Origin of the sequence: Ammoniphilus oxalaticus, from assembly GCF_003609605.1 — a bacterium.
GTDB classification, from domain to species: Bacteria; Bacillota; Bacilli; order Aneurinibacillales; family RAOX-1; genus Ammoniphilus; species Ammoniphilus oxalaticus.
Window position 1 is genome coordinate 175,750 of record NZ_MCHY01000006.1, and the last position, 24,619, is coordinate 200,368.

At 46.5% G+C, this 24,619-nt stretch carries 28 protein-coding genes; 24 read left to right on the forward strand and 4 right to left on the reverse strand.

Annotation, left to right across the window (positions count from 1 at the left end; translation table 11 throughout):
• Window positions 1–283: 283 nt before the first annotated feature.
• Window positions 284–1,114, reverse strand: a complete 831-nt coding sequence (locus tag BEP19_RS02965) for a polysaccharide deacetylase family protein (RefSeq protein ID WP_120188348.1) — start codon at window positions 1,112–1,114, stop codon at window positions 284–286.
• Window positions 1,115–1,401: 287 nt separating this feature from the next.
• Between BEP19_RS02965 and BEP19_RS02970 the strand changes: the two genes are divergently transcribed.
• Both BEP19_RS02970 and BEP19_RS02975 read left to right on the forward strand, forming a co-directional pair.
• Window positions 1,402–2,001 carry a genetic competence negative regulator gene (locus BEP19_RS02970; protein ID WP_120188349.1) on the forward strand — a complete coding sequence of 200 codons (600 nt, stop codon included), beginning with the start codon at window positions 1,402–1,404 and terminating at the stop codon, window positions 1,999–2,001.
• 79 nt (window positions 2,002–2,080) lie between these two features.
• Window positions 2,081–3,613 carry a DnaB-like helicase C-terminal domain-containing protein gene (locus BEP19_RS02975; RefSeq protein WP_120188350.1) on the forward strand — a complete coding sequence of 511 codons (1,533 nt, stop codon included), beginning with the start codon at window positions 2,081–2,083 and terminating at the stop codon, window positions 3,611–3,613.
• A 59-nt stretch (window positions 3,614–3,672) separates the two neighbouring features.
• Here the strand turns inward: BEP19_RS02975 and BEP19_RS02980 are convergent, their stop codons facing one another.
• Window positions 3,673–4,644 carry an asparaginase gene (locus BEP19_RS02980; protein ID WP_120188351.1) on the reverse strand — a complete coding sequence of 324 codons (972 nt, stop codon included), beginning with the start codon at window positions 4,642–4,644 and terminating at the stop codon, window positions 3,673–3,675.
• A 143-nt stretch (window positions 4,645–4,787) separates the two neighbouring features.
• Between BEP19_RS02980 and BEP19_RS17505 the strand changes: the two genes are divergently transcribed.
• The 13 genes from BEP19_RS17505 to BEP19_RS03035 all read left to right on the forward strand — a co-directional run bounded on the left by BEP19_RS17505 (window position 4,788) and on the right by BEP19_RS03035 (window position 16,575).
• Window positions 4,788–4,955: a hypothetical protein gene (locus BEP19_RS17505; protein ID WP_170145226.1), complete on the forward strand. Its 168-nt coding sequence runs from the start codon at window positions 4,788–4,790 to the stop codon at window positions 4,953–4,955.
• Between the two features lie 221 nt (window positions 4,956–5,176).
• A complete protein-coding gene (ypeB, locus tag BEP19_RS02985; RefSeq protein WP_120188352.1) occupies window positions 5,177–6,562 on the forward strand; it encodes a germination protein YpeB in 1,386 nt (461 codons plus the stop codon).
• 101 nt (window positions 6,563–6,663) lie between these two features.
• Window positions 6,664–6,852, forward strand: a complete 189-nt coding sequence (locus tag BEP19_RS02990; protein ID WP_120188353.1) for a hypothetical protein — start codon at window positions 6,664–6,666, stop codon at window positions 6,850–6,852.
• Between the two features lie 170 nt (window positions 6,853–7,022).
• A complete protein-coding gene (gene cmk, locus BEP19_RS02995; RefSeq protein WP_120188354.1) occupies window positions 7,023–7,697 on the forward strand; it encodes a (d)CMP kinase in 675 nt (224 codons plus the stop codon).
• 152 nt (window positions 7,698–7,849) lie between these two features.
• A complete protein-coding gene (gene rpsA / locus BEP19_RS03000) occupies window positions 7,850–9,019 on the forward strand; it encodes a 30S ribosomal protein S1 (RefSeq protein WP_120188355.1) in 1,170 nt (389 codons plus the stop codon).
• A gap of 15 nt (window positions 9,020–9,034) precedes the next feature.
• Entirely contained in the window at window positions 9,035–10,084 is a 1,050-nt protein-coding gene (fni, locus tag BEP19_RS03005; protein WP_120188356.1) for a type 2 isopentenyl-diphosphate Delta-isomerase, read from the forward strand.
• Window positions 10,085–10,112: 28 nt separating this feature from the next.
• Window positions 10,113–10,244, forward strand: coding sequence for a hypothetical protein (locus BEP19_RS18090; RefSeq protein WP_281269260.1), 132 nt, complete (start codon window positions 10,113–10,115; stop codon window positions 10,242–10,244).
• Window positions 10,245–11,603: 1,359 nt separating this feature from the next.
• Window positions 11,604–12,425 carry a YfkD family protein gene (locus BEP19_RS03010; protein ID WP_120188357.1) on the forward strand — a complete coding sequence of 274 codons (822 nt, stop codon included), beginning with the start codon at window positions 11,604–11,606 and terminating at the stop codon, window positions 12,423–12,425.
• A 106-nt stretch (window positions 12,426–12,531) separates the two neighbouring features.
• Complete coding sequence (locus BEP19_RS03015) at window positions 12,532–13,182, forward strand: YphA family membrane protein (RefSeq protein ID WP_120188358.1); 651 nt, start codon at window positions 12,532–12,534, stop codon at window positions 13,180–13,182.
• 31 nt (window positions 13,183–13,213) lie between these two features.
• Window positions 13,214–14,533, forward strand: a complete 1,320-nt coding sequence (gene der / locus BEP19_RS03020; protein WP_120188359.1) for a ribosome biogenesis GTPase Der — start codon at window positions 13,214–13,216, stop codon at window positions 14,531–14,533.
• A 54-nt stretch (window positions 14,534–14,587) separates the two neighbouring features.
• A complete protein-coding gene (gene plsY / locus BEP19_RS03025) occupies window positions 14,588–15,178 on the forward strand; it encodes a glycerol-3-phosphate 1-O-acyltransferase PlsY (RefSeq protein WP_120188716.1) in 591 nt (196 codons plus the stop codon).
• Window positions 15,179–15,218: 40 nt separating this feature from the next.
• The gene (locus BEP19_RS03030) at window positions 15,219–16,235 is read left to right on the forward strand and encodes an NAD(P)H-dependent glycerol-3-phosphate dehydrogenase (RefSeq protein WP_120188717.1); all 1,017 of its coding nucleotides are present in this window, start codon (window positions 15,219–15,221) and stop codon (window positions 16,233–16,235) included.
• Between the two features lie 55 nt (window positions 16,236–16,290).
• Complete coding sequence (locus BEP19_RS03035) at window positions 16,291–16,575, forward strand: stage VI sporulation protein F (protein ID WP_120188360.1); 285 nt, start codon at window positions 16,291–16,293, stop codon at window positions 16,573–16,575.
• A 221-nt stretch (window positions 16,576–16,796) separates the two neighbouring features.
• On the opposite strand, the gene BEP19_RS03040 is transcribed toward BEP19_RS03035, so the two are convergent.
• The gene (locus BEP19_RS03040; RefSeq protein ID WP_120188361.1) at window positions 16,797–17,192 is read right to left on the reverse strand and encodes a hypothetical protein; all 396 of its coding nucleotides are present in this window, start codon (window positions 17,190–17,192) and stop codon (window positions 16,797–16,799) included.
• Between the two features lie 146 nt (window positions 17,193–17,338).
• On the opposite strand from BEP19_RS03040, the gene BEP19_RS03045 reads away from it, so the two are divergent.
• The 6 genes from BEP19_RS03045 to BEP19_RS03070 all read left to right on the forward strand — a co-directional run bounded on the left by BEP19_RS03045 (window position 17,339) and on the right by BEP19_RS03070 (window position 21,640).
• A complete protein-coding gene (locus tag BEP19_RS03045; protein ID WP_245983273.1) occupies window positions 17,339–17,509 on the forward strand; it encodes a DUF2768 family protein in 171 nt (56 codons plus the stop codon).
• Complete coding sequence (locus tag BEP19_RS03050; protein WP_120188362.1) at window positions 17,506–17,862, forward strand: 2Fe-2S iron-sulfur cluster-binding protein; 357 nt, start codon at window positions 17,506–17,508, stop codon at window positions 17,860–17,862. Before BEP19_RS03045 ends, BEP19_RS03050 begins: the two co-directional genes overlap by 4 nt.
• Complete coding sequence (locus tag BEP19_RS03055; RefSeq protein WP_120188363.1) at window positions 17,859–18,596, forward strand: hypothetical protein; 738 nt, start codon at window positions 17,859–17,861, stop codon at window positions 18,594–18,596. The genes BEP19_RS03050 and BEP19_RS03055 overlap by 4 nt, the downstream gene beginning before the upstream one ends.
• A gap of 230 nt (window positions 18,597–18,826) precedes the next feature.
• Complete coding sequence (gene spoIVA / locus BEP19_RS03060; protein WP_120188364.1) at window positions 18,827–20,305, forward strand: stage IV sporulation protein A; 1,479 nt, start codon at window positions 18,827–18,829, stop codon at window positions 20,303–20,305.
• A 215-nt stretch (window positions 20,306–20,520) separates the two neighbouring features.
• Window positions 20,521–20,730 (forward strand): hypothetical protein, encoded by a 210-nt coding sequence (locus BEP19_RS03065; RefSeq protein ID WP_120188365.1) that lies wholly within the window; start codon window positions 20,521–20,523, stop codon window positions 20,728–20,730.
• A gap of 610 nt (window positions 20,731–21,340) precedes the next feature.
• Window positions 21,341–21,640 carry an HU family DNA-binding protein gene (locus BEP19_RS03070; protein ID WP_425452721.1) on the forward strand — a complete coding sequence of 100 codons (300 nt, stop codon included), beginning with the start codon at window positions 21,341–21,343 and terminating at the stop codon, window positions 21,638–21,640.
• 165 nt (window positions 21,641–21,805) lie between these two features.
• Here the strand turns inward: BEP19_RS03070 and BEP19_RS03075 are convergent, their stop codons facing one another.
• A complete protein-coding gene (locus tag BEP19_RS03075) occupies window positions 21,806–22,795 on the reverse strand; it encodes a COX15/CtaA family protein (protein ID WP_170145235.1) in 990 nt (329 codons plus the stop codon).
• A gap of 242 nt (window positions 22,796–23,037) precedes the next feature.
• Between BEP19_RS03075 and folE the strand changes: the two genes are divergently transcribed.
• The 3 genes from folE (at window position 23,038) to BEP19_RS03090 (ending at window position 24,588) form a co-directional block, all read left to right on the forward strand.
• Window positions 23,038–23,601, forward strand: coding sequence for a GTP cyclohydrolase I FolE (gene folE / locus BEP19_RS03080; protein ID WP_120188368.1), 564 nt, complete (start codon window positions 23,038–23,040; stop codon window positions 23,599–23,601).
• 82 nt (window positions 23,602–23,683) lie between these two features.
• Window positions 23,684–23,914, forward strand: a complete 231-nt coding sequence (gene mtrB, locus BEP19_RS03085; protein WP_120188369.1) for a trp RNA-binding attenuation protein MtrB — start codon at window positions 23,684–23,686, stop codon at window positions 23,912–23,914.
• A gap of 161 nt (window positions 23,915–24,075) precedes the next feature.
• Window positions 24,076–24,588, forward strand: a complete 513-nt coding sequence (locus BEP19_RS03090) for a hypothetical protein (RefSeq protein WP_120188370.1) — start codon at window positions 24,076–24,078, stop codon at window positions 24,586–24,588.
• Window positions 24,589–24,619: the final 31 nt, after the last annotated feature.

Genomic DNA, 24,619 nt, shown 5'->3' on the forward strand with positions numbered 1-24,619 from the left:
CCTCAACTCCCGTTAGAGTAAATGACCGTATCCATAATGGGCCCGCTTTGCGCTGTAAAGGTCTCTACTCCCGTTAGAGCGCGTTTTATCGTTTCTGTTTCGCTGCAAGGGCTTCAACTCCCGTTAGAATCCGACATTTGGGTGGCTGGTCGCCGAACCTGTCGGATCTCAAAACACCGTCGTTTCCGCACTAGATCCACTCTCGCGTCCCTCGCTTATAACCCGCTGTATATCGCGGGCTGATTTCCGCTCATCGCCTTCGGCTCCCAAATGCTTAGCCTCTTCAACTCTCTGCTAGAGACGGCTCTAGCTCGGTCGGCAACATAAAGCGATAGCCCATTTCGCGCAACTGGGCGAGAATGGTGTCTAGCGCTTCCACTTGAATGGGCAGATCGTGCATCAAAATGTTGGCGCCAGGGTGAATGGTCGAGACAACCTGCTCCACAACTTGCTCCGCCTCTTTTAGCTCCCAGTCAAGAGAACCAACGGACCAGTTCATCGTCTGCATACCTGCTTCTTTCATATATAGCTTTTGAACATCCGTATCCGCGCCAAAGGGGGGACGAAAAAAGCGAACAGGCTCGCCGGTAATCTCTTCAAGCAGTTGATTCATCGACGCGATTTCCCGTTTTTGCTCCTCCGCGCTTAGTTGTCGTAAGTTGGCGTGTGACCAGGTGTGGTTACCAATCAAGTGCCCGCGTTGATGAATTTCTTTGACAAGGGTCCGAAAACGGTCCGCTTTGGCGGGATCTGGTTGATCGATTGAGACGCCGTAATTAAAGCCGCTAACAAACCAGAGTGACTTCGCTTCATACTTGTCCAAAATGTCAAGAATTTCAGTGGTGACGATCCCTTTGGGTCCATCATCAAACGTAAGCAAAGCGATTTTTTCTGCTTCACCAACCTTCTCCGAATCATTTACCGCATGAATTTTAAACAATCCTGAATCTACATAATAGGCTGTTTGTTTTTGTTCAACGTTGGGCTGAGGATTGACGTTGTTTTCCGACGATTCAACAGTGGCTTGCGGCGCTTCTGAATTTACCGCGGTACAAGCGACGGTTACTATCATGAACCAGAAACAGAAAATGAGAGCGAGTCCTTTTTGACGCATGTATGATCAGGCTCCTTTTTTAAGATTGTCCTCTTTTGGTCCTACCTTCAGCATAAGCGCCAGCCCATCGTTTTAGAACGAAAGGCAAAAGGAGGTTCAGTTGACCCGAGTTGGCGCATAGAATATAGTGTTTAGCAGGTGGGAATACAGCTCAGAAACAATATAGGTTGTTCTATGAAGCTGGGACATGGTATCATAGTGACAATTATAGATTTCAATCCAGAACATAAAAAAGCTATATTTCATAACCTATAGTACTACCGGATTGGCAAGGGGAGGGTCGGAAAATGCGTGTTGAGCGCCTTGGTCAGGACAAAATAAGGATTTTCTTAACATTTGATGATTTACACGAAAGAGGCATAGAAAAAGAGGACATCTGGCGTGACATCCCAAAGGTCCATGATTTGTTCAACGACATGATGGAGCATGCCTATGAGGAATTAGGATTTGAGGTCATCGGGCCTGTAGCCGTTGAAGTGTTCGCTTTGCCAGCGCAAGGGATGGTAGTGATTGTAACAAGAGGAAGAAGCCAAACATCCTTTATGGATGATAACGAATATGATGACGACATTTATGAAATGGAGGTTACATTGGAAGAAAGTGATGACGTAATTTACTACTTCCAAGATTTCGAATACTTAATAGATGCTTGTCATCGAGTCCGCGAGGTGTTAACAGAAGGCGGAAAGATTTACGGATACAATGAACGTTATTATTTAGTTCTAGATGAGCTGGATCTTGAGAATCAATCTCTGTACAATACAGTGATCGCTCTATTATCGGAATATGGCGAGGCTTCTACGGTTACAAAATATGTACTGGCGGAGTACGGCAAGCTGGTGATTGGCGAGAATGCGGTTGAACAATTATGTGAGCATTTCGAGTAAACACCTATCATAGGATAGAACAAAAGACGCGTATGTCACATACGCGTCTTTTGTTTACACTCCGAAAGGGGAGTTGCCTATGGACCTTCAAAAAGACGATTTCGGCGCTAGCTTGCCGCGGCGTGTTTCGAGTGACGATTTAACGAAACTGTTGCAGTATTATCGCAAAGGCTTGACGAGAGAGGCAACAGACTATTTGCGGCGACGCGGCATAAAGGCCGAAACAGCTGAAAAATTTGAATTGGGCTTTGAACCTTTCCAAATTGGTTTTTATACGCCGCAAGGAAAGTTAGGCGGTTACTTTACAAATTGTCTTGTTTTTCCGGTTCGCGATGCGAATGGATTGCTCGTTGATTTAATTGGTCGCGGCATCAATGGCGCAAAACCAAAATACAAAGCGTTAGTCGGGCGCGGGGATGTTTTTTATAATGAACAAATCTTATCCCATTCCGAAGATGTTTTATTGTGTAAAAATGTGTTTGATGCGCTTTCTTTAGAACAGGTTGATTTACCGACGTTGAGTCTGTTAGATTCCACTTTTAAGGAAGCCCACGCGAAAAAGTTGGCGGATAAACGGGTGTTCATCTGTTATCCAAATGATGACAAGGGCCGCAGGGAAAGCAATCGGATCGCAGGGCTTTTGCAGGAAGTCGCTCGGGAAACGTATACCGTCTTTTTGCCTGAGGGATTTCGCGATATTAATCATTTTTTCGTCCAGGTAAAAAATCCGCCCGAAGCGTTTCGAAAACTACTCAAAGACATTGTTGACGAATCACTGAAAACGCCTGTTTCCGCAGATGCTCGCAATCTCGTCGTTTTTTTGGAAGAATTTCAAAAACGGCATCACGGTGAATCGCCCGGCATTTCGACTGGATTTAGCGAGTTAGATGAAAAGTTGGTCGGGGGGTTGCGGACTGGCCTCTATTTATTTACCGGAGAAGGTTCGATTGGCAAATCGATGTTGCTGCGCCAGATGGCCGACTACATTGCCGCCGAGGATACCCCTGTCGTGTATGTGTCATGGGATATGACAGGGTTTGAGTTGTGGGCCCGCAGCATCGCCCGCTTGCTTGGGGTGGCGCCCAAGCAAGTGATTGCGGGGCAAGTCCCGTTGGAACAGGTCAATCAAGCCAATCAAAATTACGCGAAACTAGCGAAAAATATGTGGACGTTTGAAGGCGGCGTCGATACAATGCTGCCCGAGGTAGAAGATTATATCGAGCGGATCAAGCAGACGATTGGGCGGGCGCCAATTGTATTTATTGATCATTTGTTGCGTATTCCCTACCGCGACAAAGAGGGGCGAATCGTCCAACAAAATTATGCGCTCGTGTCCTATGCGTTGCACCAATGGTCACGCCAATGGGATACTCCGATCGTTGTCGCTGCTCCCGAACAGATTCATCGCCATCCGATGAGCGGTTCGGTGGAGGCTGCGGCGGATGTCATCTTAACGTTGCGACTAGCGACAGAGGAAGCAGACGAGAGGGAAGAAGAACGAAAAGAAAAGGTTTCGCTTTACTTGAAGAAAAATCGGAACGGCACGCTCGGCGCGTTGCATTTCGAGTTTGATAAACAAAAAGCGATCTTCCGAATTCTGTCATCCACTTAAAAAAAGACGGTCTTTAGGCTGCGTTCACTTGCGACGCTCGCTTTAGACCGTCTCTGTTTTTATTCAGGGAAAAGGGTTTGCAGGTTCTCGTGATTGGCCTCGCAGGCCAACGCGAGCATCAGCTTCAGTCTTGCTTTTGGTCCGCTTAAGCGACCGCTAAACAAGCAACCCAATCGCGCTAATTCCGCTCCGCCGCCCTCGTAATCATAAACAGGTTCAGCCAACCCGAGTGGACAGCGGGAAGCGATGATCACGGGTTTACCTTGTTGTCGCATTGCCGCTAACGTCGGCAGCATCGCAGGCGGTAGGTTCCCTTTGCCAAGCGCTTCAATTACGACGCCATCGATCGTGTCATCCAATAGATAGGAGAGCCATTCTGGTTGCATCCCCGTGGTAGCGGCAACCAATGGAATGTTCGTTTTCAACTCTGCCGCGGCAAACAGACGTCGTTGCTGCGGCGCTTGTCGCCAATAACGAACTTGATTATAGGCGATTGCGCCGATCGGACCGTATTCCGATTGAAAAGCAGCGGGGCTGCCGGTATGAACTTTGTTCACTTCCGCAGCGGCGTAGATGTCCCCATTAAAAACGACGACGGCGCCGCGATCGACACTTGCTGGATCCACAACGACTTGTACGGCGTTTACCAGGTTCAACGGACCATCCGCCCCGAGCTCATTGCTCGCTCGCATCGCTCCGGTCACAACGATTGGCTTCCTAGAATCGACCACGAGCTCTAAAAAATAGGCCGTTTCCTCCAACGTATCTGTTCCATGTGTGACGACAACGCCTGTCACATCCTCTTGTTGCAAATGAGCTTCCACCCGCTTAGCCAACGCTAACATCAAAGGCGGAGTCATATGGGCGCTCGGCGCGTTTCGATAATCATCCATTTCAATCGTTCCAAACGCTTGCAGCTGCGGTAAAATAGCATGCAATGGACGTTTGTCTTGCAGTTTGACTGCTCCGCTGAGCGGATCTGCCGCCATCGCAATCGTTCCACCCGTCTCGACAATGATCGTCTTGCTCATCTCTCAACCCCCTCAGATTCCTTTTGCGCATAGTTTCAGTATAAACCAAAAAATCGGCTGACATGATGATCTGTCTAAAATGAGGCCATATTGGGCAAAATAAAGGACAACAATCTACAAATAGAGAAAGGAGGAGTAGCGCGATGTTGCTGCATAAAGATCGCCAAAAAGTGATGATCCGCTGCAATTTATGTGGTGAAAAGTATACGCTTGTTGGAAAAAAGGGACGGGCGGGTCAAGTAGAAACGGGTTTTAAGCAATGCCTGTGCAACAATGAGCGAGATTTTGAGATTCAAGAGATAGATTTTTAATGAACTATCACAATAACCTATGAGCTGAAATGAGATCGTTTTTTATGGGGCAAGTTGCTGTTTGCCGCGATAAAGAACGATCTTTTTCGTTTTGCATAAAGCCGCTCAATAAAAACCACAATAAGACCATTAACGTCAATAGCTGGCAACGGAAAAAGCAGGAAGGAGAGCAAGCTTTCTTTTACAATCGCATTTATTTAATACGTTAAGGAGTGAAGGTTATGGTGTACGGTAAGATAGCCCGTGTCTTAACGCCGATTTTAGCCGTGGCGACGATCGGTCTTGGGGTGTGGGGATATCAGGAAAATCAAGATAAAAACAGAGTGTTAATCAAGGCGGAAAACCAGTATCAGCGAGCGTTCCATGATCTTGCGTTTCATATGGATCAATTGCAAGACGAATTAGGAAAAACAATGGCAATCAACTCTAGAAGGCAAATCGATGGAACGTTGAGTAATGTGTGGCGGATCAGCTCACTAGCTCGTTCCGATGTGGGACAACTACCTTTATCATTACTGCCATTTAGCAAAACAGAGCAATTTTTGGCGGATATCGGTGACTTTTCCTATCGGGCGGCAATTCGTGACCTCGATAAAGAACCCTTAAATGAAAAAGAGATTCAAAAATTGCAAATGTATCATCAGCAAGCATCGAAAATACAAGGAGAATTACGAAACGTGCAGGACAAAGTGCTTGGACAGCAACTACGTTGGATGGATGTAGAGCTGTCGTTAGCATCGGCTCAGGATAGCGGAAATTTGGGTGACAATACCATTGTGGAAGGTTTCAAAACGATTGATAAAACGGCCGATAAAGTGGTAGATGAGTACGCTGATCTTGATTTTGGGCCGAGTGTTAATATGTTGCAGTTAGAGAAGCAAAAAGATGATAAAAACATAAAAGGTAAGCCGATAAACGAACAACAGGCAAGGCAAGTCGCGATGAAATTTACGGGGATCAATGAGCGTGACGCCGATATTAAAGTAGAAAAAACAGGTAAAGGGAATACGTATCAAGCATACAGCGTGACGATCAAACCACGCGGCAAAGAAGAGCATGAGATCAATCTAGATATTACGAAAAAAGGTGGACATGTTGTTTGGTTGCTGGATAATCGGGACGTTAAAAACCCGCAGCTTGATTTACCTCAGGCGCAACAACGGGCGGATGAATTTTTAAAAGCGCATCAGTTCGAGAACATGGAGGCGATGACGCAAGAACAATACGGAAATCTAGCGGTTATTACGTATGTTCATACGGAAGACGGGGCTCGCATTTACCCTGAACTGATGACGTTGCAAGTAGCGCTCGACACAGGCAATGTCGTTGGATTCCAGGCGGAAGACTATGTATTTAACCATAAACAAGATCGTAAGTTGAGTAAGCCCGCGCTTACGAAGGAGCAAGCGAGAAAAGAAGTCAATCCGAATTTACATGTGCAAGAAAGTCGCTTAGCGGTTGTGCTTAATGACCGTAATCAAGAAACATTATGCTACGAATATGTCGGTTGGTTAGGCGAAGAGGCCTATAGAGTGTTTATCGACGCTAAAAGCGGCGAGGAAGTGACGGTCGAAAAGTTAGATGGAATCAGGCCCGATCAAGCGTGACATCAGCTGAAAAATGGCGTTGAAACATCGATGTTTCAACGCCATTTTTTTACATAAAGCAATTTGTTGCTGGGCATACTGTAAAGACGGAGGTGCGCCCAATGCGAAGAAGTAAATATCCGAGTTACGATGAAAAGTTTATCAAGTTTTCCGTTTCTATTGAAAGATGGCTCGTCGTTGCAATCTTCATTCTATTGCTATCCCTCGTTTTAACACAAACATTGTTGCGCGTTGACACTTTTCGGAGTTGGATCGTGGAAGTTGAAAAACTGGAAGGCATTGCATCTTGAGGCAGACTGTGTTACTATGTTAGTAGTGATAATTAAATAGATGCTGCAATTTGTTCTTCGGTCTGAGGCTCTTGATCAGCATATTCTTTTATCGACGTAATCGAATAAATTTTGAGCATATAAGCAGGCAGAATTTCCTGCTTTTTTCTATGGCTAGAAAGGGATAGAGAATGAAGATTGCAATTGACGGACCTGCTGGCGCAGGCAAGAGCACTGTAGCCCAGCTCGTAGCGAAACAACTTGGCTTTACCTATATTGATACAGGCGCTATGTATCGCGCGCTCACTTGGCTTGCGATTGAACAGCAGGTTTCTCCAGAGGACGAACAGGCGCTGCTTAAGTTGCTCGATGCCAGCGCGATTTCATTGGAGCAGCAGTCACATGGACAGCTTGTATTGATTGGAAACCGAGAAGTAACCAACGAGATTCGTCGACCGGAAGTAACCCGTCACGTATCCGCTGTGGCCAAACATGCCAAGATTCGTGAACAAATGGTCCAACAGCAGCGACAGTTAGCGGAGCAACAACATGTGGTAATGGACGGACGCGATATCGGCACACGTGTTTTACCCGATGCGGAGATTAAAGTGTTTTTAACCGCGTCCATCGAAGAAAGGGCGAAACGACGATTCAAAGAGTGGGTAGAGAAAGGGTATCAACCCGATCTGGAACAACTCAAATTAGAAATTGCCCAACGTGATAAAATGGACAGTGAACGGAAAGCATCTCCTTTGAAATGCGCCGACGATGCGGTCGTGTTGGACACATCAGGACTTTCGATTGAGCAAGCGGTCGAGAAAATCGTCGATCTCTATCGGAAGCAAACCGACTCTCCTCATCCGTAACACCTCGAGAGAATAGATGGCAGGTCGCGTCGACCTGAATCAATTGCGTCAAACTGTTCATACTAAAGATTACCTAATAATAGCAATCATTTAATTCACATAAAAAATGATGGTTTTTTAAGTTTTTGTTGACAAATAAGGAGGAATGGTCAATGGCTGATGAAATGCAAAACGCGGAAGTAAGAACGATCGAGGTAGGGGAAACCTTAACAGGAACGGTAACAAAGATTGACGCTAAACAAGCTTTAGTAGATATTGGACATAAAACGGAAGCGATTCTTCCGATCAGTGAAGTTTCTAGTCTACATATAGAGAAAGTTGCTGATGTGATCGCAGAAGGTGAAGAATTAACTGTCCAAGTAACAAAGATTAACGATGAGAAAGATGAAGTCATCGTTTCGAAAAAAGCGGTCGACGCTGTAAAGGCGTGGGAAGCGCTTCAAACAAAGTTTGAAGAAGGAACGATTTTTGAATCTGAAGTAGCAGACGTCGTAAAAGGCGGTTTAGTCGTGGATGTAGGTGTTCGAGGATTTATTCCTGCTTCACATGTAGAACGCCATTTTGTCGAGGACTTTTCTGATTACAAAGGTCGCGAATTACGATTGAAAGTGATCGAACTCGATCAAGAAAAAAATAAAGTAATCTTATCCCATCGCGCTGTGTTAGAAGAAGAAGCGGACCATGCAAAAGGAAAAGTGTACGAAGAACTTGAAGAGGGCGCGGTTATCGACGGTACGGTTCAGCGTCTCACTGATTTTGGAGCGTTCGTAGATGTCGGCGGCGTTGACGGACTCGTGCATATTTCTGAGCTATCTTGGGAGCGCGTTGAAACACCTTCCGATGTGGTGAGTGAAGGCGACCAAGTGAAAGTGAAAGTACTAAAGGTAGATAAAGAAAACGAGCGCATCAGCTTGAGCATGAAAGAAGCCCAACCTGGACCGTGGGAAACGATTGGCGATAAGCTAGAAGTTGATAGCGTTGTAACAGGAACGGTAAAACGATTAGTAAACTTTGGCGCGTTTGTTGAAGTGGCTCCTGGCGTTGAAGGTCTTGTGCACATTTCTCAAATATCCAATCGCCATATCGGCAGCCCGCAAGAAGTATTGCAAGAAGGGCAAGAAGTTCAAGTTAAGGTGCTGGACATTAACCAAGAAGAACAACGCATTAGCTTGAGCATCCGTGAGGTGGAAAGCGAACAATACGAAGATCGCGGCGGCGGATCGAGTGAAGTTTCCAACTACGAACCAGAACCAAGCAGCGGTGGAATGGGCGTTACGATCGGAGATCGCCTAGGCGATTTAGCAAGAAAGTTAAAACAATAAGAGCGAGGGCAAGCTATGCAAAGAACTTCACGGAAAAAAGAACATATTGAGCTCGCGTACCAAACGGGACTAAGCGGGCGGCATGGTTTTGAGGACGTGAAGTTTGTTCATAACTGTATCCCAGAATCAGCCTTCTCTTTAACATCATTAAACACTGTAATCGGCGGACTTTCTTTTAGTTCGCCGATTATTATTAATGCGATGACAGGCGGCGCGCATGAGACGGCCGAAGTCAATCGAAAGCTAGCAATTTTCGCTAGAGAGTGTGGTCTTGCGATGGCTGTTGGCTCACAGATGGCCGCTATCAAGGATCCGCGAACAATTGAATCGTATACGGTTGCCCGCCAGCTGAATCCGAATGGGATTCTAATGGCTAATTTGGGGGCGGAAGCGACCGTCGCTCAGGCGTTGCAAGCGGTGGAAATGATAGAAGCGGATATGTTGCAGATTCATTTGAATGTGATGCAGGAGCTGATTATGCCGGAAGGGGACCGTGATTTTCGCGGCGTATTAGAGCGGATCGAAGCGATTGTTGAAGCCGCGCCGTGCCCAGTTATGATTAAAGAGGTCGGCTTTGGAATCGATTTTAAGGCTGCGGAAAAATTAGCCACTCTCGGTATTGCGGCGCTTGATATTGGCGGTTCTGGCGGAACAAATTTCGCCAAAATAGAAAATGAACGCAGAGTGGATCGTTTGGATATGTTTCACGATTGGGGATTGAATACGACGCAAAGTCTTCTTGAGGTTGCTCCCTTACGGGAGGGAGTCGACATCATTGCGACAGGCGGGATTAGCAACGGCCTAGAAATAGCCAAAGCGCTGTCCATAGGGGCCAAAGGTGTTGGCATGGCCGGCTATTTTTTGAAACTCGCTTTGCAAGCGACGGAAAAAGAAGCGTTGCTCGCTATCGAGCAGCTGCATCATCAATTACGGATTGTGATGACCGCGCTCGGAGTGGACAGGCTTGAACAAATGGGCGCCCAGCCCGTCGTCATCAGCGGTGACACGTATCATTGGGCGACCATGCGCGGTATCGACTGCGCCGCGTATAGTCAACGATCTTAAAAAGGGTTGTCCAGGAAAGATAAGTTCCTTGGTCACCCTTTTTTTGATTGGGGAAGAAGGTGTGTTAGGCGTCGTGGATGGTGGAATGGATGCGCGCGAGGTGAGGCGGCCGATGATGGAGCAGCAAGTGAAGGGGAGTTGGAGAGCAGCAGCGTTTTAAGTGAAGTTTTGACAACTAACTCTGGGTGATTGTCCTCATTGCGCTCATGCTCCGACCGTGAATCTCCCTTTATCCTCGTGTAGTGGGCTAAACTCCCGTTGCATCTCCGCCTGGCGCGTTCTTCCGTCTGTAGCGGTCGTATCTCCCGTTGCGCTCATGCTCCGACCGTGAATCTCCCTTTATCCTCGTGTAGTGGGCTAAACTCCCGTTGCATCTCCGCCCGGCGCGTTCTCCCGTCTGTAGCGGTCGTATCTCCCGTTGCGCTCATGCTCCGACCGTGAATCTCCCTTTATCCTCGTGTAGTGGACTAATCTCCCGTTGCATCTCCGCCCGGCGCGTTCTCCCGTCTGTAGCGGTCGTATCTCCCGTTGCGCTCATGCTCCGACCGTGAATCTCCCTTTATCCTCGTGTAGTGGACTAATCTCCCGTTGCATCTCCGCCCGGCGCGTTCTCCCGTCTGTAGCGGTCGTATCTCCCGTTGCGCTCATGCTCCGACCGTGAATCTCCCTTTATCCTCGTGTAGTGGACTAATCTCCCGTTGCATCTCCGCCCGGCGCGTTCTCCCGTCTGTAGCGGTCGTATCTCCCGTTGCGCTCATGCTCCGACCGTGAATCTCCCTTTATCCTCGTGTAGTGGACTAATCTCCCGTTGCATCTCCGCCCGGCGCGTTCTCCCGTCTGTAGCGGTCGTATCTCCCGTTGCGCTCATGCTCCGACCGTGAATCTCCCTTTATCCTCGTGTAGTGGACTAATCTCCCGTTGCATCTCCGCCCGGCGCGTTCTCCCGTCTGTAGCGGTCGTATCTCCCGTTGCGCTCATGCTCCGACCGTGAATCTCCCTTTATCCTCGTGTAGTGGACTAATCTCCCGTTGCATCTCCGCCCGGCGCGTTCTCCCGTCTGTAGCGGTCGTATCTCCCGTTAGAGAAGTCCCCACAGCCATATGACCGCACCGACTCGCGCCTCATGCGCCTCACAGTCCGCCCGTCCACCCACACGCCCCATCGCCTTTTGCCACCCTAAACAGAAAAAACAGGCATGGAAATTCCCACGCCTGTTTCTCTAACCTGCCCTGCATGCCTTAAGAACGAATCGGTCGGATTCTTCCCTTGCCTAATTTAATAAAGAAATTTCCTTCCCCATTTTTAAGCAATTTGATTCCGAAGAGGTTTACTACCATGGTGTAAAAAGCCATTGTTGTCTGTCACCTCCTTTACGCGCCCGCAAGCTGGGCTGTTATTATTAGTTTATGAAAAAGATGTCTAGTCCTATGACGAACTGTTCCTTTTACCTGCAATCTCCATTTTTATTTAGGCAATGATCGACCATACTATCTAATGATCACCGAAGAGGAGGGTAAGTATGGTCAAGAAGTACCTCATTGTTTTCGTGGCGATGTGTATGATTCAGTTGGCGCCTGTCGGGTTGGGCGCGCATCATTCAGTAGCGGCGAAAGAAGAGAAGCAAGTGAAAATCCCGGATACTGTCAAAGATATTTCGAGACACAACACGTACCCGAATCCAGATATGGACCCGGAGTATGTGCAACCCAGTCCAACGGCGCTTGAACTGTTTAAAACGACGGACTATTCCATCGCTAATCCGAACCTGATCCGACTTTTAAATGAATCGACGATCCAATCATCGAAACTGGCGGTCGGTTTTCGGGCGAATATCTATCTAGGAAACTGGGCGCTGAATTATGAGTCGAAGGAAACGTCGTTAAACTGGGAGTACAAACAAGTAAACATCAATCACGCAGATAACCGTGGCGGCACAGATCTCGTTGAGTTATCGTATGAGCAAAATGAGGAATTTACAGCTACAGGCGGGTTAACGACGGAAGTGTTTGCCGAAGATGATGTTAAAAAATTAATGATTGCAAAAGCGAAAGAAAATACAAAATTAAATTTAGCGTTTAAAAGCACGATTGGCAGAGGGACGAAACATGATACGATGCTAAAAGTGCCAGCCAAAAAAGTCGGCTATTTGCAAGCGTTCACCCCAGCTGCTAGTGAGCGAGGAACGGTGACGTATGGCGAAGTGTACTTAAATATTAGCGGCGGAGAAAAAAAGTTGATCATTAAAAATGTGACGCAAAAAGGGGTCGGGGCCTGGATCCCGGTTCAAGATAAGCTAACTTTTCGCTATGTCGTGGCGGATCAACCGAAGAAACAACCTTAGGTCTGAAATCCTTTCAGACCTTTTTGTTTTGACACGATTCAAATGAGGAATAATGAGGATAAGAGATCTTATACGTTACGCGTGAGTTTATGAGGAGGCTTATTCGTTGAACGATGGTTATTTGGCGTTAATCGCCATGTGGTGTTTATTAATTGTGATTTGGAGTGGTTGGTTGGATCGTTTTTTTCGGCGACATCGTTTTTTCCCAAATTCCGCCATGCTGCTTTTTACGGGATTGAGTCTGTTTAGTTCGTGGTGGATCCTTCCCTTTTTTGCGGGTCATGTGAGGGTCATTCCTTTTTTTCTGCCGATTATCGTTGCCGCTTACTTGTGGATTAAAGAAGCAAGCGCTAAACATCGGGTCCAGCTTGCGACGGCAAGTATTTTGATCGGCGTCTCCATTTTTCTTATGCAGCTATTGTTTCGTTTAGATCCGATTCTCATGTTTACCAATGAAAAATGGCTCGTGGCGGGCTTTACGATCCTGCTGTTATTTGTAACGGCCCAAAGGTTGTCCCATCAATGGATTTTACTGGCGCTCGGTTTAGCTCTTAGCGATCTTTGTTTACAACTTTTTAACTGGCAAAAAACCGGATCGATGTTGCTCGGTTCCGCTTTTTTTCAGGATGTGTGGTGGATAAGCGCCTGTGGATTGGCGGTGACTCGGTATCTTCTTGGCTTTGGAAAGTGGCCGACTGTATTTCGAAGAAAACGAGCAAAATCGACAAGCATTGCAAGAATAGAAGAAATCAAGTAATATAAAGGCTTGAAAGTGAGGTTGGATATATATGGCTAATCCAGTTGTGGCCATCGTCGGCAGGCCAAATGTGGGCAAATCAACATTGTTTAATCGGATCGTAGGGGAAAGGATCTCGATCGTGGAAGACGTACCCGGTGTGACAAGGGACCGGATTTACAGTATGTCCGAATGGCTGGATCATCACTTTCATCTCATCGATACGGGTGGAATTGCGTTCGATGACCATGATGAGCTGTTAGATCATATTCGTTATCAAGCGGAATTAGCGATTGATGAGGCGGATGTGATCGTGTTCGTGGTCGATGCGACAACGGGCATTACGAGCACCGATGAAGAAGTGGCGAAAATGTTGTATCGTTCGCAAAAACCGGTCGTATTAGCGGTTAATAAGGCGGATAACCCGGAGCGAATGGGCAACATTTATGAATTTTATTCGTTAGGATTTGATGAGCCGATCGGAGTCTCTAGTACGCACGGACTCGGGATTGGCGATCTATTAGATGCGGTCATTAAACATTTTCCGGTTAAAGCGGACGAGGAGTATAATGAGGAAGTGATTCGCGTTTCGTTGATCGGGCGACCAAATGTGGGGAAGTCATCGTTAGTAAACGCTTTGCTTGGCGAAGAACGGGTCATTGTCAGTGAAATTGCGGGGACGACACGGGATGCGATTGATACGATGCTCACCCAAGATGATCAGGAATTTGTGATCATCGATACGGCGGGGATGCGTAAACGCGGCAAAGTGTATGAGTCGACAGAAAAGTATAGTGTGCTGCGAGCCTTGCGAGCGATTGAACGTTCAGACGTTTGCTTGACGATTATCAATGCGGAAGAAGGGATCATTGAGCAGGACAAGCGGATCGCAGGTTACGCCCATGAGGCGGGGCGAGCGGCGATTATCGTCGTCAACAAATGGGATGCGTTAGAAAAGGACGATAAAACTTTTCACCAGTTTACACAGAAAATTCGGGATGAATTTTTGTTTTTGAGTTATGCGCCGATATTATTTGTGTCAGCGAAAACGACCCAACGGATTCAACAAATTTTGCCAAAAGTGCAAGAGGTGTCTGACCAGCATGCGATGCGGATTCCAACGCACGTGTTGAATGACTTGATCCAAGAGGCGACAACAGTCACCCCGCCGCCATCAGATAAAGGGCGCAGATTGCGGATCAACTATGCGACGCAAGTGTCGGTCAAACCGCCGACGTTTGTTTTGTTTGTGAATGATACAGAATTGATGCACTTTTCATATCAACGTTATTTAGAGAATAGAATTAGAGAAGCGTTCCCGTTTGAAGGGACACCGATTCGCATCATCGTCAGAAATAAATCAGAAAATTAAAGGTGATGCGGCGGGCGGGATAAGAGCGCGTATAAGGGAGAGGGAACAAACATGATCATCTGGGTGGCTGCGCTGATCGGCTACCTTTTAGGCTCGATTAGCTTTAGTTTTATTATTGCCAAGCGGGTAGCGGGGATCGATATTCGACAGCATGGCAGCGGCAATGCGGGCGCCACGAATACGTTGCGGGTGTTAGGCAAAGGCGCGGGAATCCTTGTGCTGCTATTGGACGCGCTAAAAGGGATCGTTGCGGTTGGACTAGCGTCGTTGATTGCGGACGGAAACGCAACCGCGGTCGCGCTGGCGGGATTAGCGGCGATACTCGGGCATAATTGGCCGGTTTTCTTTGGTTTTCGCGGAGGTAAAGGTGTGGCGACAACGGTTGGCGTCATCGCTTCGCTTTCATTTTTCGTATTTATCTGGGCCGTTGTCGTCACCGTGATCGTCATCTTTTTAACGCGTTATGTATCGCTTGGTTCACTTGTCTTTTTTACATTGGCGCCGATATTAATGTTTATTCATGGCGATCCTGGGCCGTATGTGTTAACGACGTTGGCGATTGCCGCGCTCGGCTTTGTCCGTCATCATGAGAATATTGCGCGCCTAATTAAGGGCACAGAAAATAAACTGGGCGCATCGAAGTGATAAGTGTTGGCCGAGAATGGAAATGGGGGTTGGGAAAGCAATGCAAATCGGTTTGATTGGAGCGGGCAGTTGGGGAACGGCGCTAGCGACGGTGTTGGCGAACAACGGACATGAGGTGACAATCTGGACGCGGCGACAACAGCAGGCGGAAGAAATCACAAGTCAGCATACGAATCGGCGTTATTTGCCTGGGATTGAGTTGCCGTCAACGATTACGGCAACGACGAACTTGCAACAAGCCATTGAAGGGAAAGCGATGATCTTATTTGTAATTCCGTCGCATAGCATTCGCGAAACGGCGCGCCAAGCGACCCCCTTTTTAAGCGAGCGGATGTTGCTCGTTCATGCGGTCAAGGGAATCGAATTAGAAACACATAAGCGCATGTCAGAAATTATAAAGGAAGAAATACCGTCCGCTTTACATAATCGGTTGGTGGTCTTGTCCGGACCGAGTCATGCGGAAGAGGTGAGTCGTCAGTCGCCGACAACGGTCGTCGTTGCGGCGGATCAAATCGAGACGGCGGAAGAAGCGCAGGACATTTTTATGAGCCCGTATTTTCGGGTGTACACCAATCCCGATGTGGTTGGCCTTGAATTAGGCGGCGCCTTGAAAAATATTATCGCTTTAGGGGCGGGCTTGTCGGATGGACTTGGGTTTGGCGATAACGCAAAAGCGGCGTTAATGACAAGGGGTTTAGCGGAAATTAGTCGGCTCGGTGTTCGTCTTGGAGCGGATCCACTTACTTTTTCTGGATTAGCGGGTGTAGGCGACTTGATCGTCACCTGCACGAGTCAACATAGCCGGAATTGGCGAGCGGGCAACCTGCTAGGGAAGGGCAACTCCTTACAACAAGTGTTGGACGAAATGGGGATGGTTGTCGAAGGGGTCAAAACGACCCAGGCGGCCTATGAATTGGCAACAAGCCTTGGAGTTGAGATGCCTATTACGCGCGAATTGTATAACGTCCTGTTCGCCGATAAATGCCCGCGTAACGCCGTCGAAGATCTAATGGGCCGTTTAAAAAAGCATGAGATGGAAGACCTCGCACAAAACTAGGCGTCTCCTCATAACATGGTGGTGAACCTACTTATAAGGAGGAGGCCCCCACAACATGTCAAAAGATTTTAGAAGACGTCTGTTTGATAAATTACAGAAAAAAACGAATGCGTCGATCGATGCGAAAGAAATTGAAGCATTGGCGAATAAAGTCGACCGAAAATCGTTAGGCAATGAAGAAAAGTTATTAGGCTTGATTCGTCAAGTGTCGAAGTTGGCCAATGTCAATTTGAGCAAAGAAAAAGAGGCGCGCATTTTACAGTATTTAAAGAAGAACGATATTCAAAATGCAGATATGAAGACGTTGCTCTCGTTAATGAGCAAAAATTTAGATAAATAGATTTTTCGTAGCGAGAATGGGCTATTCGCGATGTTACGGACTATTCACTGTCCACATAGAATGATATTGGGTTCTAAATAACGAAGCCTTTAACGAGGGCTAAGGTACAGTTAAAAGAGGCGCGGGAAACTACCGTGACCTCTTTTTAATTTTGGCCTAAAAACGAGAGAAGGCTTTTACCATCTCTGAAGAAGACAGTAAGAGCCAAGTCCGCGCATTCTTTATTCTTTTTTGGTCGGTTCTTCTTCCACCATCGTCTCCACTAATGCTTGCACGAGCGGAGATTGCAAGAGATTCATCACCTGTTTAAAATCGATATTTTGAAAAGATTTGAGTAGATTGCTCGGATTGCCGCTTGACTTGCTCGGGCTGTTTAACTTTTCAATCGCATCCATCACATGAAAAAGGGTATCCATCGTTTTTTCCATTTGCTCAAGCTGTTCGCGAAACCCCCTCATTTGATTTCGGATCGTGAGGAGCGAATGTTTCGTTTGACTGGGATCCTGCTTCGGAGAGACTAGCTTCGCCGCCATCGGCTTGGGACGGGGCGCGGGGCCTGGAGTTCTTCTGCGTTTCGACGATTGCGGTTTTCTCCAAAGCTGTTGATTTAAGTACATATTGAAAACTCCTCTCAAAAAAAACATACAACTTTCTCTTTTCTATCGTATTCGATGTTTGCCCAAAAGGTTCTTTGCAGTCGAGATATGCTATAATAGGAGAGATTTTAATCGAATTTAATTCATAGAAAGAGGGAGTAGCTACTGTGGATAAGGAGATGGCATCGCTCGTGGCGATCGGCTTGATGTTTTTAGCAAACGTCTTGATCGTATTCGCTCGTAAAAAATTACGCGGATTTTTCCGTTTCAGCGTTTCCTTCATTGCATTTATCTTACTTTTACCATCCTTTCTGCTTATCCTAGCCGTATTGTTATGAAAACATCCGTTACATTTCAACCAAAAGGGAAAGTCGTTTCCGTTAACAAGGGTGAAATTTTATTGCAGACCGCTTTGAAAAATCGGGTCTACATTAACAATAGATGCGGGGGAAAAGGATCCTGTACGACGTGTAAAATTCAAATTTTGTCAGATCAAGACGGTGTGTCGTTTCCTTCGCCGCGAGAAAAGCGGTTGTTAAGCGAAGAGGACTTAGCCGTCGGAATTCGGCTTGCCTGTCAAACGCGCGTCTTTGAACGGTGTGAGGTATCCATTATCGAAAACACATGGAAATCAATCGTAAATAGAAACAGATCATCGAAACAATCGGTAGAAGAGGAGACAGAAGAATGAAAGGGTTGAAAAACGGCGTACGATGGCTCGCCTTCAGCATGGCGCTGGCGTTGCTGTTAACGGGATGCATGTACCCGCAGGAGCGTCGCATGGAAAATCAATTGCCAATTGAACAACAAGTATCCCTCGTTCAGGACGCGGTTGAAGCCTATCAGACGGAGACGGGCGTATTACCGATCGTGACGCGAGACGCGAGCACGCCTATTTATGAGAAATACCCGCTTGATTTTCAAAAACTTAATCAGCGTTACATGCCGTATATCCCAGGTGGGGCATTTGAACAGGGCGGACCTTATTTATTTGTGTTGACGAATGTAGAAGTAGAGCCGACGGTTCGCTTAATCGATCTGAGATTAGCGGATCAAGTGGCCACGATTCAATTGAAAATTCAATTTTATCTTGAAACGAAGAAAGAAATGCCGATTGCGGGTCCGTATCCAGGCGGGTCCGGCTATCAAGAAATTGACTTTAAGAAGATCGGTATTAGTAACGATAAAACGACGGTAGTCAGTCCAATCACAGGCGATCCGCTGCCGATCATTCTATCTGCGGACGGGGTTGTTGGGATCGATTACCAAACGGACTTGGACAAGATCAGCGCCAGCAACAACGAACAGCTGGAAACGCGGACCGAGCTTCGCGATCTAATCCCAGATCATTCACTATATGCGCCGACAAAATCCTTTGCTTACGCGCTTCGTGACGGCGAGATTAGGCTAGCTGAAACGAATTAAACAAACCACAAAACATAAAAATACGAGTCATACTCGCGTAGTCCATGCCATAGACTGTATAAAAGGCAATGGGGCGCGAGGGACGAGAGCAATTGCGCCACAAGCCAATTGCTCTTTTTTTATTGGATGAGCGGAACATTAATCATAATGACCGATTCATCTCATATATTATAACGTCATCATATTTTAACTGAATTCTAGCACCCATTATCGAAAGGGAGGTAAGTATAGTGGAACGAGTCGATATTTTTAAGGATATCGCTGAGCGCACTGGCGGAGATATCTACATAGGAGTTGTAGGTCCGGTTAGAACGGGTAAATCAACTTTTATCAAACGGTTTATGGAGCTCGTGGTTCTACCGAATATAGTCAATGAGTCAGATCGTTCCCGCGCAAAGGATGAACTGCCTCAAAGCGCGGCAGGACGCACAATCATGACGACCGAACCTAAATTCGTTCCCAATCAGGCAGTTGAAATTCATGTGGCTGAAGGATTGGATATTAACGTACGTATGGTCGATTGTGTTGGGTACGCGGTAAATGGCGCAAAAGGGTATGAAGATGAAAATGGTCCGCGGATGATCAATACCCCTTGGTATGACGAGCCTATCCCGTTTGAGGAAGCGGCAGAGATTGGAACGCGCAAAGTGATCCAAGATCATTCCACGCTAGGCGTTGTCGTCACGACAGACGGCTCGATAGCCGAAATTCCGCGTGAAGGTTATATTGAATCAGAAGAGCGTGTTGTCGCAGAGTTAAAAGAAGTCGGCAAACCGTTTATTATCGTCGTCAACTCCGTGCATCCAGATCGCGCGGAGACGCAAGAATTGCGTCAAGAGTTGATCGAAAAGTATGATGTGCCCGTGCTCACGGTGAGCGTGGATGACATGGTTGAATCCGATATCATGACGACACTAAAAGAAGTGTTGTTCGAATTCCCAGTTCATGAAGTGAACGTTAATTTACCAAGCTGGGTGATGGTCTTACATGAGGACCATTGGCTTCGTCAAAATTATGAGGAAAGTGTCAGAGAGACTGTCCAAGAAATTCGGCGTTTACGCGATGTGGATGCGGTCGTTGGTCAGTTCACTGAATATGACTTTATCGAAAAAGCGGCTTTGTCCGATATGAATATGGGGCAAGGGATCGCCGAGATCGACTTGTATGCTCCCGATCATTTATACGACGAGATTTTAAAGGAAGTTGTCGGCGTCGAAATCCGCGGCAAAGATCATCTATTGCAATTGATGCAAGAATTCTCCTTTGCTAAAAAGGAATACGATCGGGTGTCCGTCGCTTTGAATATGGTCCGTCAAACGGGCTATGGAATTGCGCCGCCCTCTATTGAGGAGATGGCTTTGGATGAACCGGAGATCATCCGTCAAGGCAGCCGCTTTGGTGTCAGGTTGAAAGCGACCGCTCCGTCGATTCACATGATTCGGGTCGATGTCGAATCGGAATTTTCCCCGATTATCGGCACGGAAAAACAGAGCGAAGAGCTCGTTCGTTACCTGATGCAAGACTTCGAGGACGATCCGCTTAGCATTTGGAATTCGGACATCTTTGGCCGATCGCTCAGCTCCATTGTCAATGAAGGCATCTCAGCCAAATTGGGCATGATGCCAGAAAATGCGCGATATAAATTGCAAGAAACATTGCAACGCATCATCAACGAAGGTTCCGGCGGCTTAATCGCCATCATCTTATAGACTCGTGTGAACCAGACAGGTTGATCCTAGCGAAAAGCGGGATCAACCTTTTTTGTATTGTCGCGGGTGGGAGAGTGCGCGATGGCGGATGGCAATTCGCTGATGGAGATCGATTGGGCGCGTTCGAAGGTCGACTCGTGTTTGTTTTACTAACATCCGCATACAATTTTTTAAATAGCAAAACACTGTAAGAAAGGTGTAAAAGGGAGGTTCAAATGCTTACGATTGTCAGTATCTTAGTGATCGCTATCTTTTGCTTTATAGGATTAAATGCTACCTATTACTTTGGGGCGCTGTTAGGAGGTATTTTTGGAGTACTACTTTTAATTTATATTCAACTAAATTCCTTTATTAAAATGTATAAAGATACTCACGGAATGAAGGACAAATGGGAAATCGACTCTGAAGAGCCGTTGCAAGATTGAGGGGCTGTCCACTCGCGCAAAGGTCAGAACTCCCGCTACAGTTTTCGAATTGATTCGGACGTCGCTGCAACGGGATTTTAGACCACTAAAGATGAGAAGAAGTGGCTTTCGGTTCGTTTTCCGACTGCAAAGGTCAGAACTCCCGCTACAGTTTTTGAAACGATTCGGCCGTCGTTGCAACGGGATTTTAGACCACTACAGATGAGAAGAAGTGGCTTTCGGTTCGTTTCTCGACTGCAAAGGTCAGAACTCCCGCTACAGTTTTTGAAACGATTCGGCCGTCGTTGCAACGGGATTTTAGACCACTACAGATGAGAAGAAGTGGCTTTCGGTTCGTTTTTCGACTGCAAAGGTCAGAACTCCCGCTACATTCTATGAAACGATTTGGCCGTCGTTGTAACGGGATTTTAGACCACTACATCGTTCTCGTTTTATCGATGAGTACCCTCACCGATTGGTATTTTGTAAAAGTGGGTCATCATCGGTCTGATGAGTACTCATCTCGCCTCTTTTTGCGACTCTTGTATCCATCCCGATTAAGTTTTTTAAAAAGAATCTAGTATAAACTCCTTAAAATTGGGCAGACAGTAGTAATAAGACAAGCTTGATTATTGAGGAGGGTAAAACGATGAATAAAACAGAATTGATTGCCTACGTCGCTGAGACGGCGGAACTTACGAAAAAGGATGCGTCCAGAGCGGTTGACGCGGTTTTTGGGGCGATAGAGGAAACATTAAAAACCGGTGATAAAGTACAATTAATCGGTTTTGGAAATTTTGAAGTGCGCGAACGCGCCGCGAGAAAAGGACGTAACCCGCAAACAGGCGAAGAAATTGAAATCGCTGCAAGCAAAGTGCCAGCGTTCAAACCAGGGAAGTCATTGAAGGATGCTGTGCACGGCGGCGTTTAATAAAAAATTACATCAAAAGTCGATGGCATGAAATCATCGGCTTTTTTTCATCCGTGAACAAAAAAAAGAGGTCAAGACCCGACCATCGCGCCACGGAGTGGGGATGAGGAGTCTAGCCTCTGTTTTTCTCTTTATTTTACCGTCACGGTTTTATCCGATCACTCATTAGCCGCTGATCGGTTCCTCTTTTCCAACGGAAGGAATCGATGGGTTCAGTGTTTGCCCGCTAGAATCAGCCTGTATAGGTTGCAGTCCCTCACCCGTTTTTTGTTTCTGATCCAACGATTGGAAGCAGAGGTAGCAGAGTACGCCAAACAAAGCGGAGATGATCATGTTGTGCAATAGAGATGGAAATAATGAAATGCCGGTTAATACAACATAGGCGCCGCTAAGCACTTGTCCAATCGTTAAAACAAGCGACAAGATTGAGGCGACAACGAGGTCTTTGCGGTGTTGAACTTTTCGTACCATATAAACGGTGACGCCGACCATGAACACAAGAAATAAAAAGGCGGCGATTCGATGGATAACTTGGAAACCGGCGGGACCTGTCAGCGCTGGAATCCATTGGTCTGTGCATTTAGGCCAAGCGTAACAACCGAATGCTTGCGTGTGCCTGACGAATGCCCCCAGGTACACGACAATATAGCAGTAAATTGTCAACGACCAAATCCCAATTTTTAAACCGGTTGAGACGGGCGGTAACGCGGCTTCTTTGAACCAACTCGTTTCATATACGAGGATGGTTAACAACAAGACGCTGGCAAAGGCCGTCAAAGATAAGCCAAAGTGTAACGCTAATACGGCGGATGATTGTCCCCACATGACTGCGGCGGCTCCGAGTAAAGCTTGGGCAAAGGTGAGGAAAAATCCGAAGAAAGCGAAAAACTTGACTCCGCGCACATGACCTAACTTTCTCCAGGCCCAGATTGATTGCCAAGCGACGAGCAATCCGACGATACCTGAGACGAGTCGATGGTTGTATTCGATTAATGACTCCAAGCTAGCGAGCGGCGCAAATTTACCATGACAGAGCGGCCACGTGTTCCCGCAACCGTCCGCTGATCCCGTTTTCGTGACGAGCGCGCCCATCACTAAAACGATAAACATACCGATCGTGGTTAAAATGGAAACCCATTTTAATCCTTTATTCATGTTATTCTCCCTACTTTCAAGCCGAGGTGGCTCCATATTGGTTCTCGTCTAGAAACGATTTATACGATGCATATAATGAAAATACCAACTTTCATTTTATCAGTAACGTACTCTTTTGTTAATATGTATTTGTGAATGAATCGCATATTGGCCTCGAAACGTGTAAGTTTTTGCAATTTCGAACGTTCAGTGCTATGATAATACCATTGTTTTTTGGCTATAGGTAGGAGGCGAAAGAGAGCATGGCTGTAGATCATGAAAAAATTCAGCAAGCTGTTAGAATGATCTTGGAAGCGGTTGGTGAAGATCCGGACCGTGAAGGACTGATCGAGACCCCCGCTCGGGTCGCAAGAATGTACGAAGAGATTTTTCAGGGAATGTTTATTGATCCAACCGAATATTTCAAAGTGATCTTTAGTGAACAACACGAGGAACTTGTTCTCGTTAAAGATATCCCGTTTTATTCAACGTGTGAACACCATTTGGTGCCTTTCTTTGGAACGGCGCATGTCGCGTACATTCCAAAGGGCGGGCGAGTGGTTGGCCTAAGTAAGTTGGCCCGCGCGTTAGAGGCCGTTTGCAGACGCCCACAGTTGCAGGAGCGGATTACGTCTGTTGTCGCTAACTCGATCATGGATGAATTGCAACCGTATGGCGTGGCAGTCGTGGTTGAAGCGGAACATATGTGCATGACGATGCGCGGCGTGAAAAAGCCAGGTTCGAAGACGGTGACGTCCGCTGTGCGCGGTTGTTTCGAAAAAGACGCGGCGGCTCGGGCAGAAGTCTTTAGCTTAATGAAAGATTAGCAAAAGATTTGCGGAAAAATAGCTAGACCGAACGATAAAAAGGTATAATAATAACAAATGGTCTTGCAAGGGGGACGCGCTCGTGGCTGAAACGAACGATTATTTTGTAATCAAGGCGAAGGAAAATGGTGTAAATGTAATCGGCTTGACACGAGGAGAAAACACGAGATTTCATCATTCGGAAAAATTGGACAAAGGTGAAGTGATGATCGCCCAGTTTACAGAGCATACTTCAGCCGTAAAGATCAGAGGTAACGCGACGATTTTTACGAAATTTGGACCGATTGAAACGACCGACGAAAAAGACTTATAGAGTGAGGATAAGAATAAGCAGGCAAGGATGTGATCCTCAAAAGTTAGCGCTTCAAAGCTAACTTTTGAGGTTTAGTTCACAGATGCCTGCTTTTTTATTTTTTGAATTGATCATACTGCCCCTTTCCTCGCAGTAGAATAATAGGAGAGGAGGGGTTAGGCATGATATTAACGCGAAACTTAATCGTTGCGATCGGTCTGGCCACCATGCTGGCCCTGGTCATATCATTTTTACCAACAGTGGAACTGGACCGAGAACAAGGCCATACGGCTGTTTTTCAACCTATGAAGCGTTATGAATTAAAAGAAGATAATTTTGTTAATGTGTTATCCTCATTCGATACCCGTCTTCCTATTTCACAAGTAAAATGGCAGAATGATAATTTGTTTATCAACTATCGAATCGATAAAGAAAAGCCGATTTATGTTGAAGAGATTTATGACGACCTTTTTTCCGTCCTGCAAGCGACTTATACATTAACCACGAATGTAAAAGGTCTTTATGTTCGAATTTTATATACGGATAAAGGGGAAGATGAAGTACTGATTGCATTATCGAGCGAACGATCAGAAGAATTAGAAGCGGCATTGGGTCAATCACGTCAGAAAAAAACATTTTTACAAGAATATACAACGCTTTCCTATGGGGTGCATTGGAAAGATAACATACAATGAGATTTAAAAATGATACCCATAAAGTTATAAT

Bases quoted from the DNA above. Each gene is read 5' to 3' on its own strand.
- BEP19_RS03010 (WP_120188357.1), top strand. From the start codon at position 11,604: ATGGTCAAGAAGTACCTCATTGTTTTCGTGGCGATGTGTATGATTCAG.
- rpsA (WP_120188355.1), top strand. From the start codon at position 7,850: ATGGCTGATGAAATGCAAAACGCGGAAGTAAGAACGATCGAGGTAGGG.
- BEP19_RS02970 (WP_120188349.1), top strand. From the start codon at position 1,402: ATGCGTGTTGAGCGCCTTGGTCAGGACAAAATAAGGATTTTCTTAACA.
- BEP19_RS02975 (WP_120188350.1), top strand. From the start codon at position 2,081: ATGGACCTTCAAAAAGACGATTTCGGCGCTAGCTTGCCGCGGCGTGTT.
- BEP19_RS03030 (WP_120188717.1), top strand. From the start codon at position 15,219: ATGCAAATCGGTTTGATTGGAGCGGGCAGTTGGGGAACGGCGCTAGCG.
- folE (WP_120188368.1), top strand. From the start codon at position 23,038: ATGGCTGTAGATCATGAAAAAATTCAGCAAGCTGTTAGAATGATCTTG.
- BEP19_RS03055 (WP_120188363.1), top strand. From the start codon at position 17,859: ATGAAAGGGTTGAAAAACGGCGTACGATGGCTCGCCTTCAGCATGGCG.
- BEP19_RS17505 (WP_170145226.1), top strand. From the start codon at position 4,788: ATGTTGCTGCATAAAGATCGCCAAAAAGTGATGATCCGCTGCAATTTA.
- fni (WP_120188356.1), top strand. From the start codon at position 9,035: ATGCAAAGAACTTCACGGAAAAAAGAACATATTGAGCTCGCGTACCAA.
- ypeB (WP_120188352.1), top strand. From the start codon at position 5,177: ATGGTGTACGGTAAGATAGCCCGTGTCTTAACGCCGATTTTAGCCGTG.
- BEP19_RS03050 (WP_120188362.1), top strand. From the start codon at position 17,506: ATGAAAACATCCGTTACATTTCAACCAAAAGGGAAAGTCGTTTCCGTT.
- cmk (WP_120188354.1), top strand. From the start codon at position 7,023: ATGAAGATTGCAATTGACGGACCTGCTGGCGCAGGCAAGAGCACTGTA.
- BEP19_RS03040 (WP_120188361.1), bottom strand. From the start codon at position 17,192: ATGTACTTAAATCAACAGCTTTGGAGAAAACCGCAATCGTCGAAACGC.
- der (WP_120188359.1), top strand. From the start codon at position 13,214: ATGGCTAATCCAGTTGTGGCCATCGTCGGCAGGCCAAATGTGGGCAAA.
- BEP19_RS03065 (WP_120188365.1), top strand. From the start codon at position 20,521: ATGCTTACGATTGTCAGTATCTTAGTGATCGCTATCTTTTGCTTTATA.
- BEP19_RS02990 (WP_120188353.1), top strand. From the start codon at position 6,664: ATGCGAAGAAGTAAATATCCGAGTTACGATGAAAAGTTTATCAAGTTT.
- BEP19_RS03090 (WP_120188370.1), top strand. From the start codon at position 24,076: ATGATATTAACGCGAAACTTAATCGTTGCGATCGGTCTGGCCACCATG.
- BEP19_RS02965 (WP_120188348.1), bottom strand. From the start codon at position 1,114: ATGCGTCAAAAAGGACTCGCTCTCATTTTCTGTTTCTGGTTCATGATA.
- BEP19_RS03035 (WP_120188360.1), top strand. From the start codon at position 16,291: ATGTCAAAAGATTTTAGAAGACGTCTGTTTGATAAATTACAGAAAAAA.
- BEP19_RS02980 (WP_120188351.1), bottom strand. From the start codon at position 4,644: ATGAGCAAGACGATCATTGTCGAGACGGGTGGAACGATTGCGATGGCG.
- BEP19_RS03075 (WP_170145235.1), bottom strand. From the start codon at position 22,795: ATGAATAAAGGATTAAAATGGGTTTCCATTTTAACCACGATCGGTATG.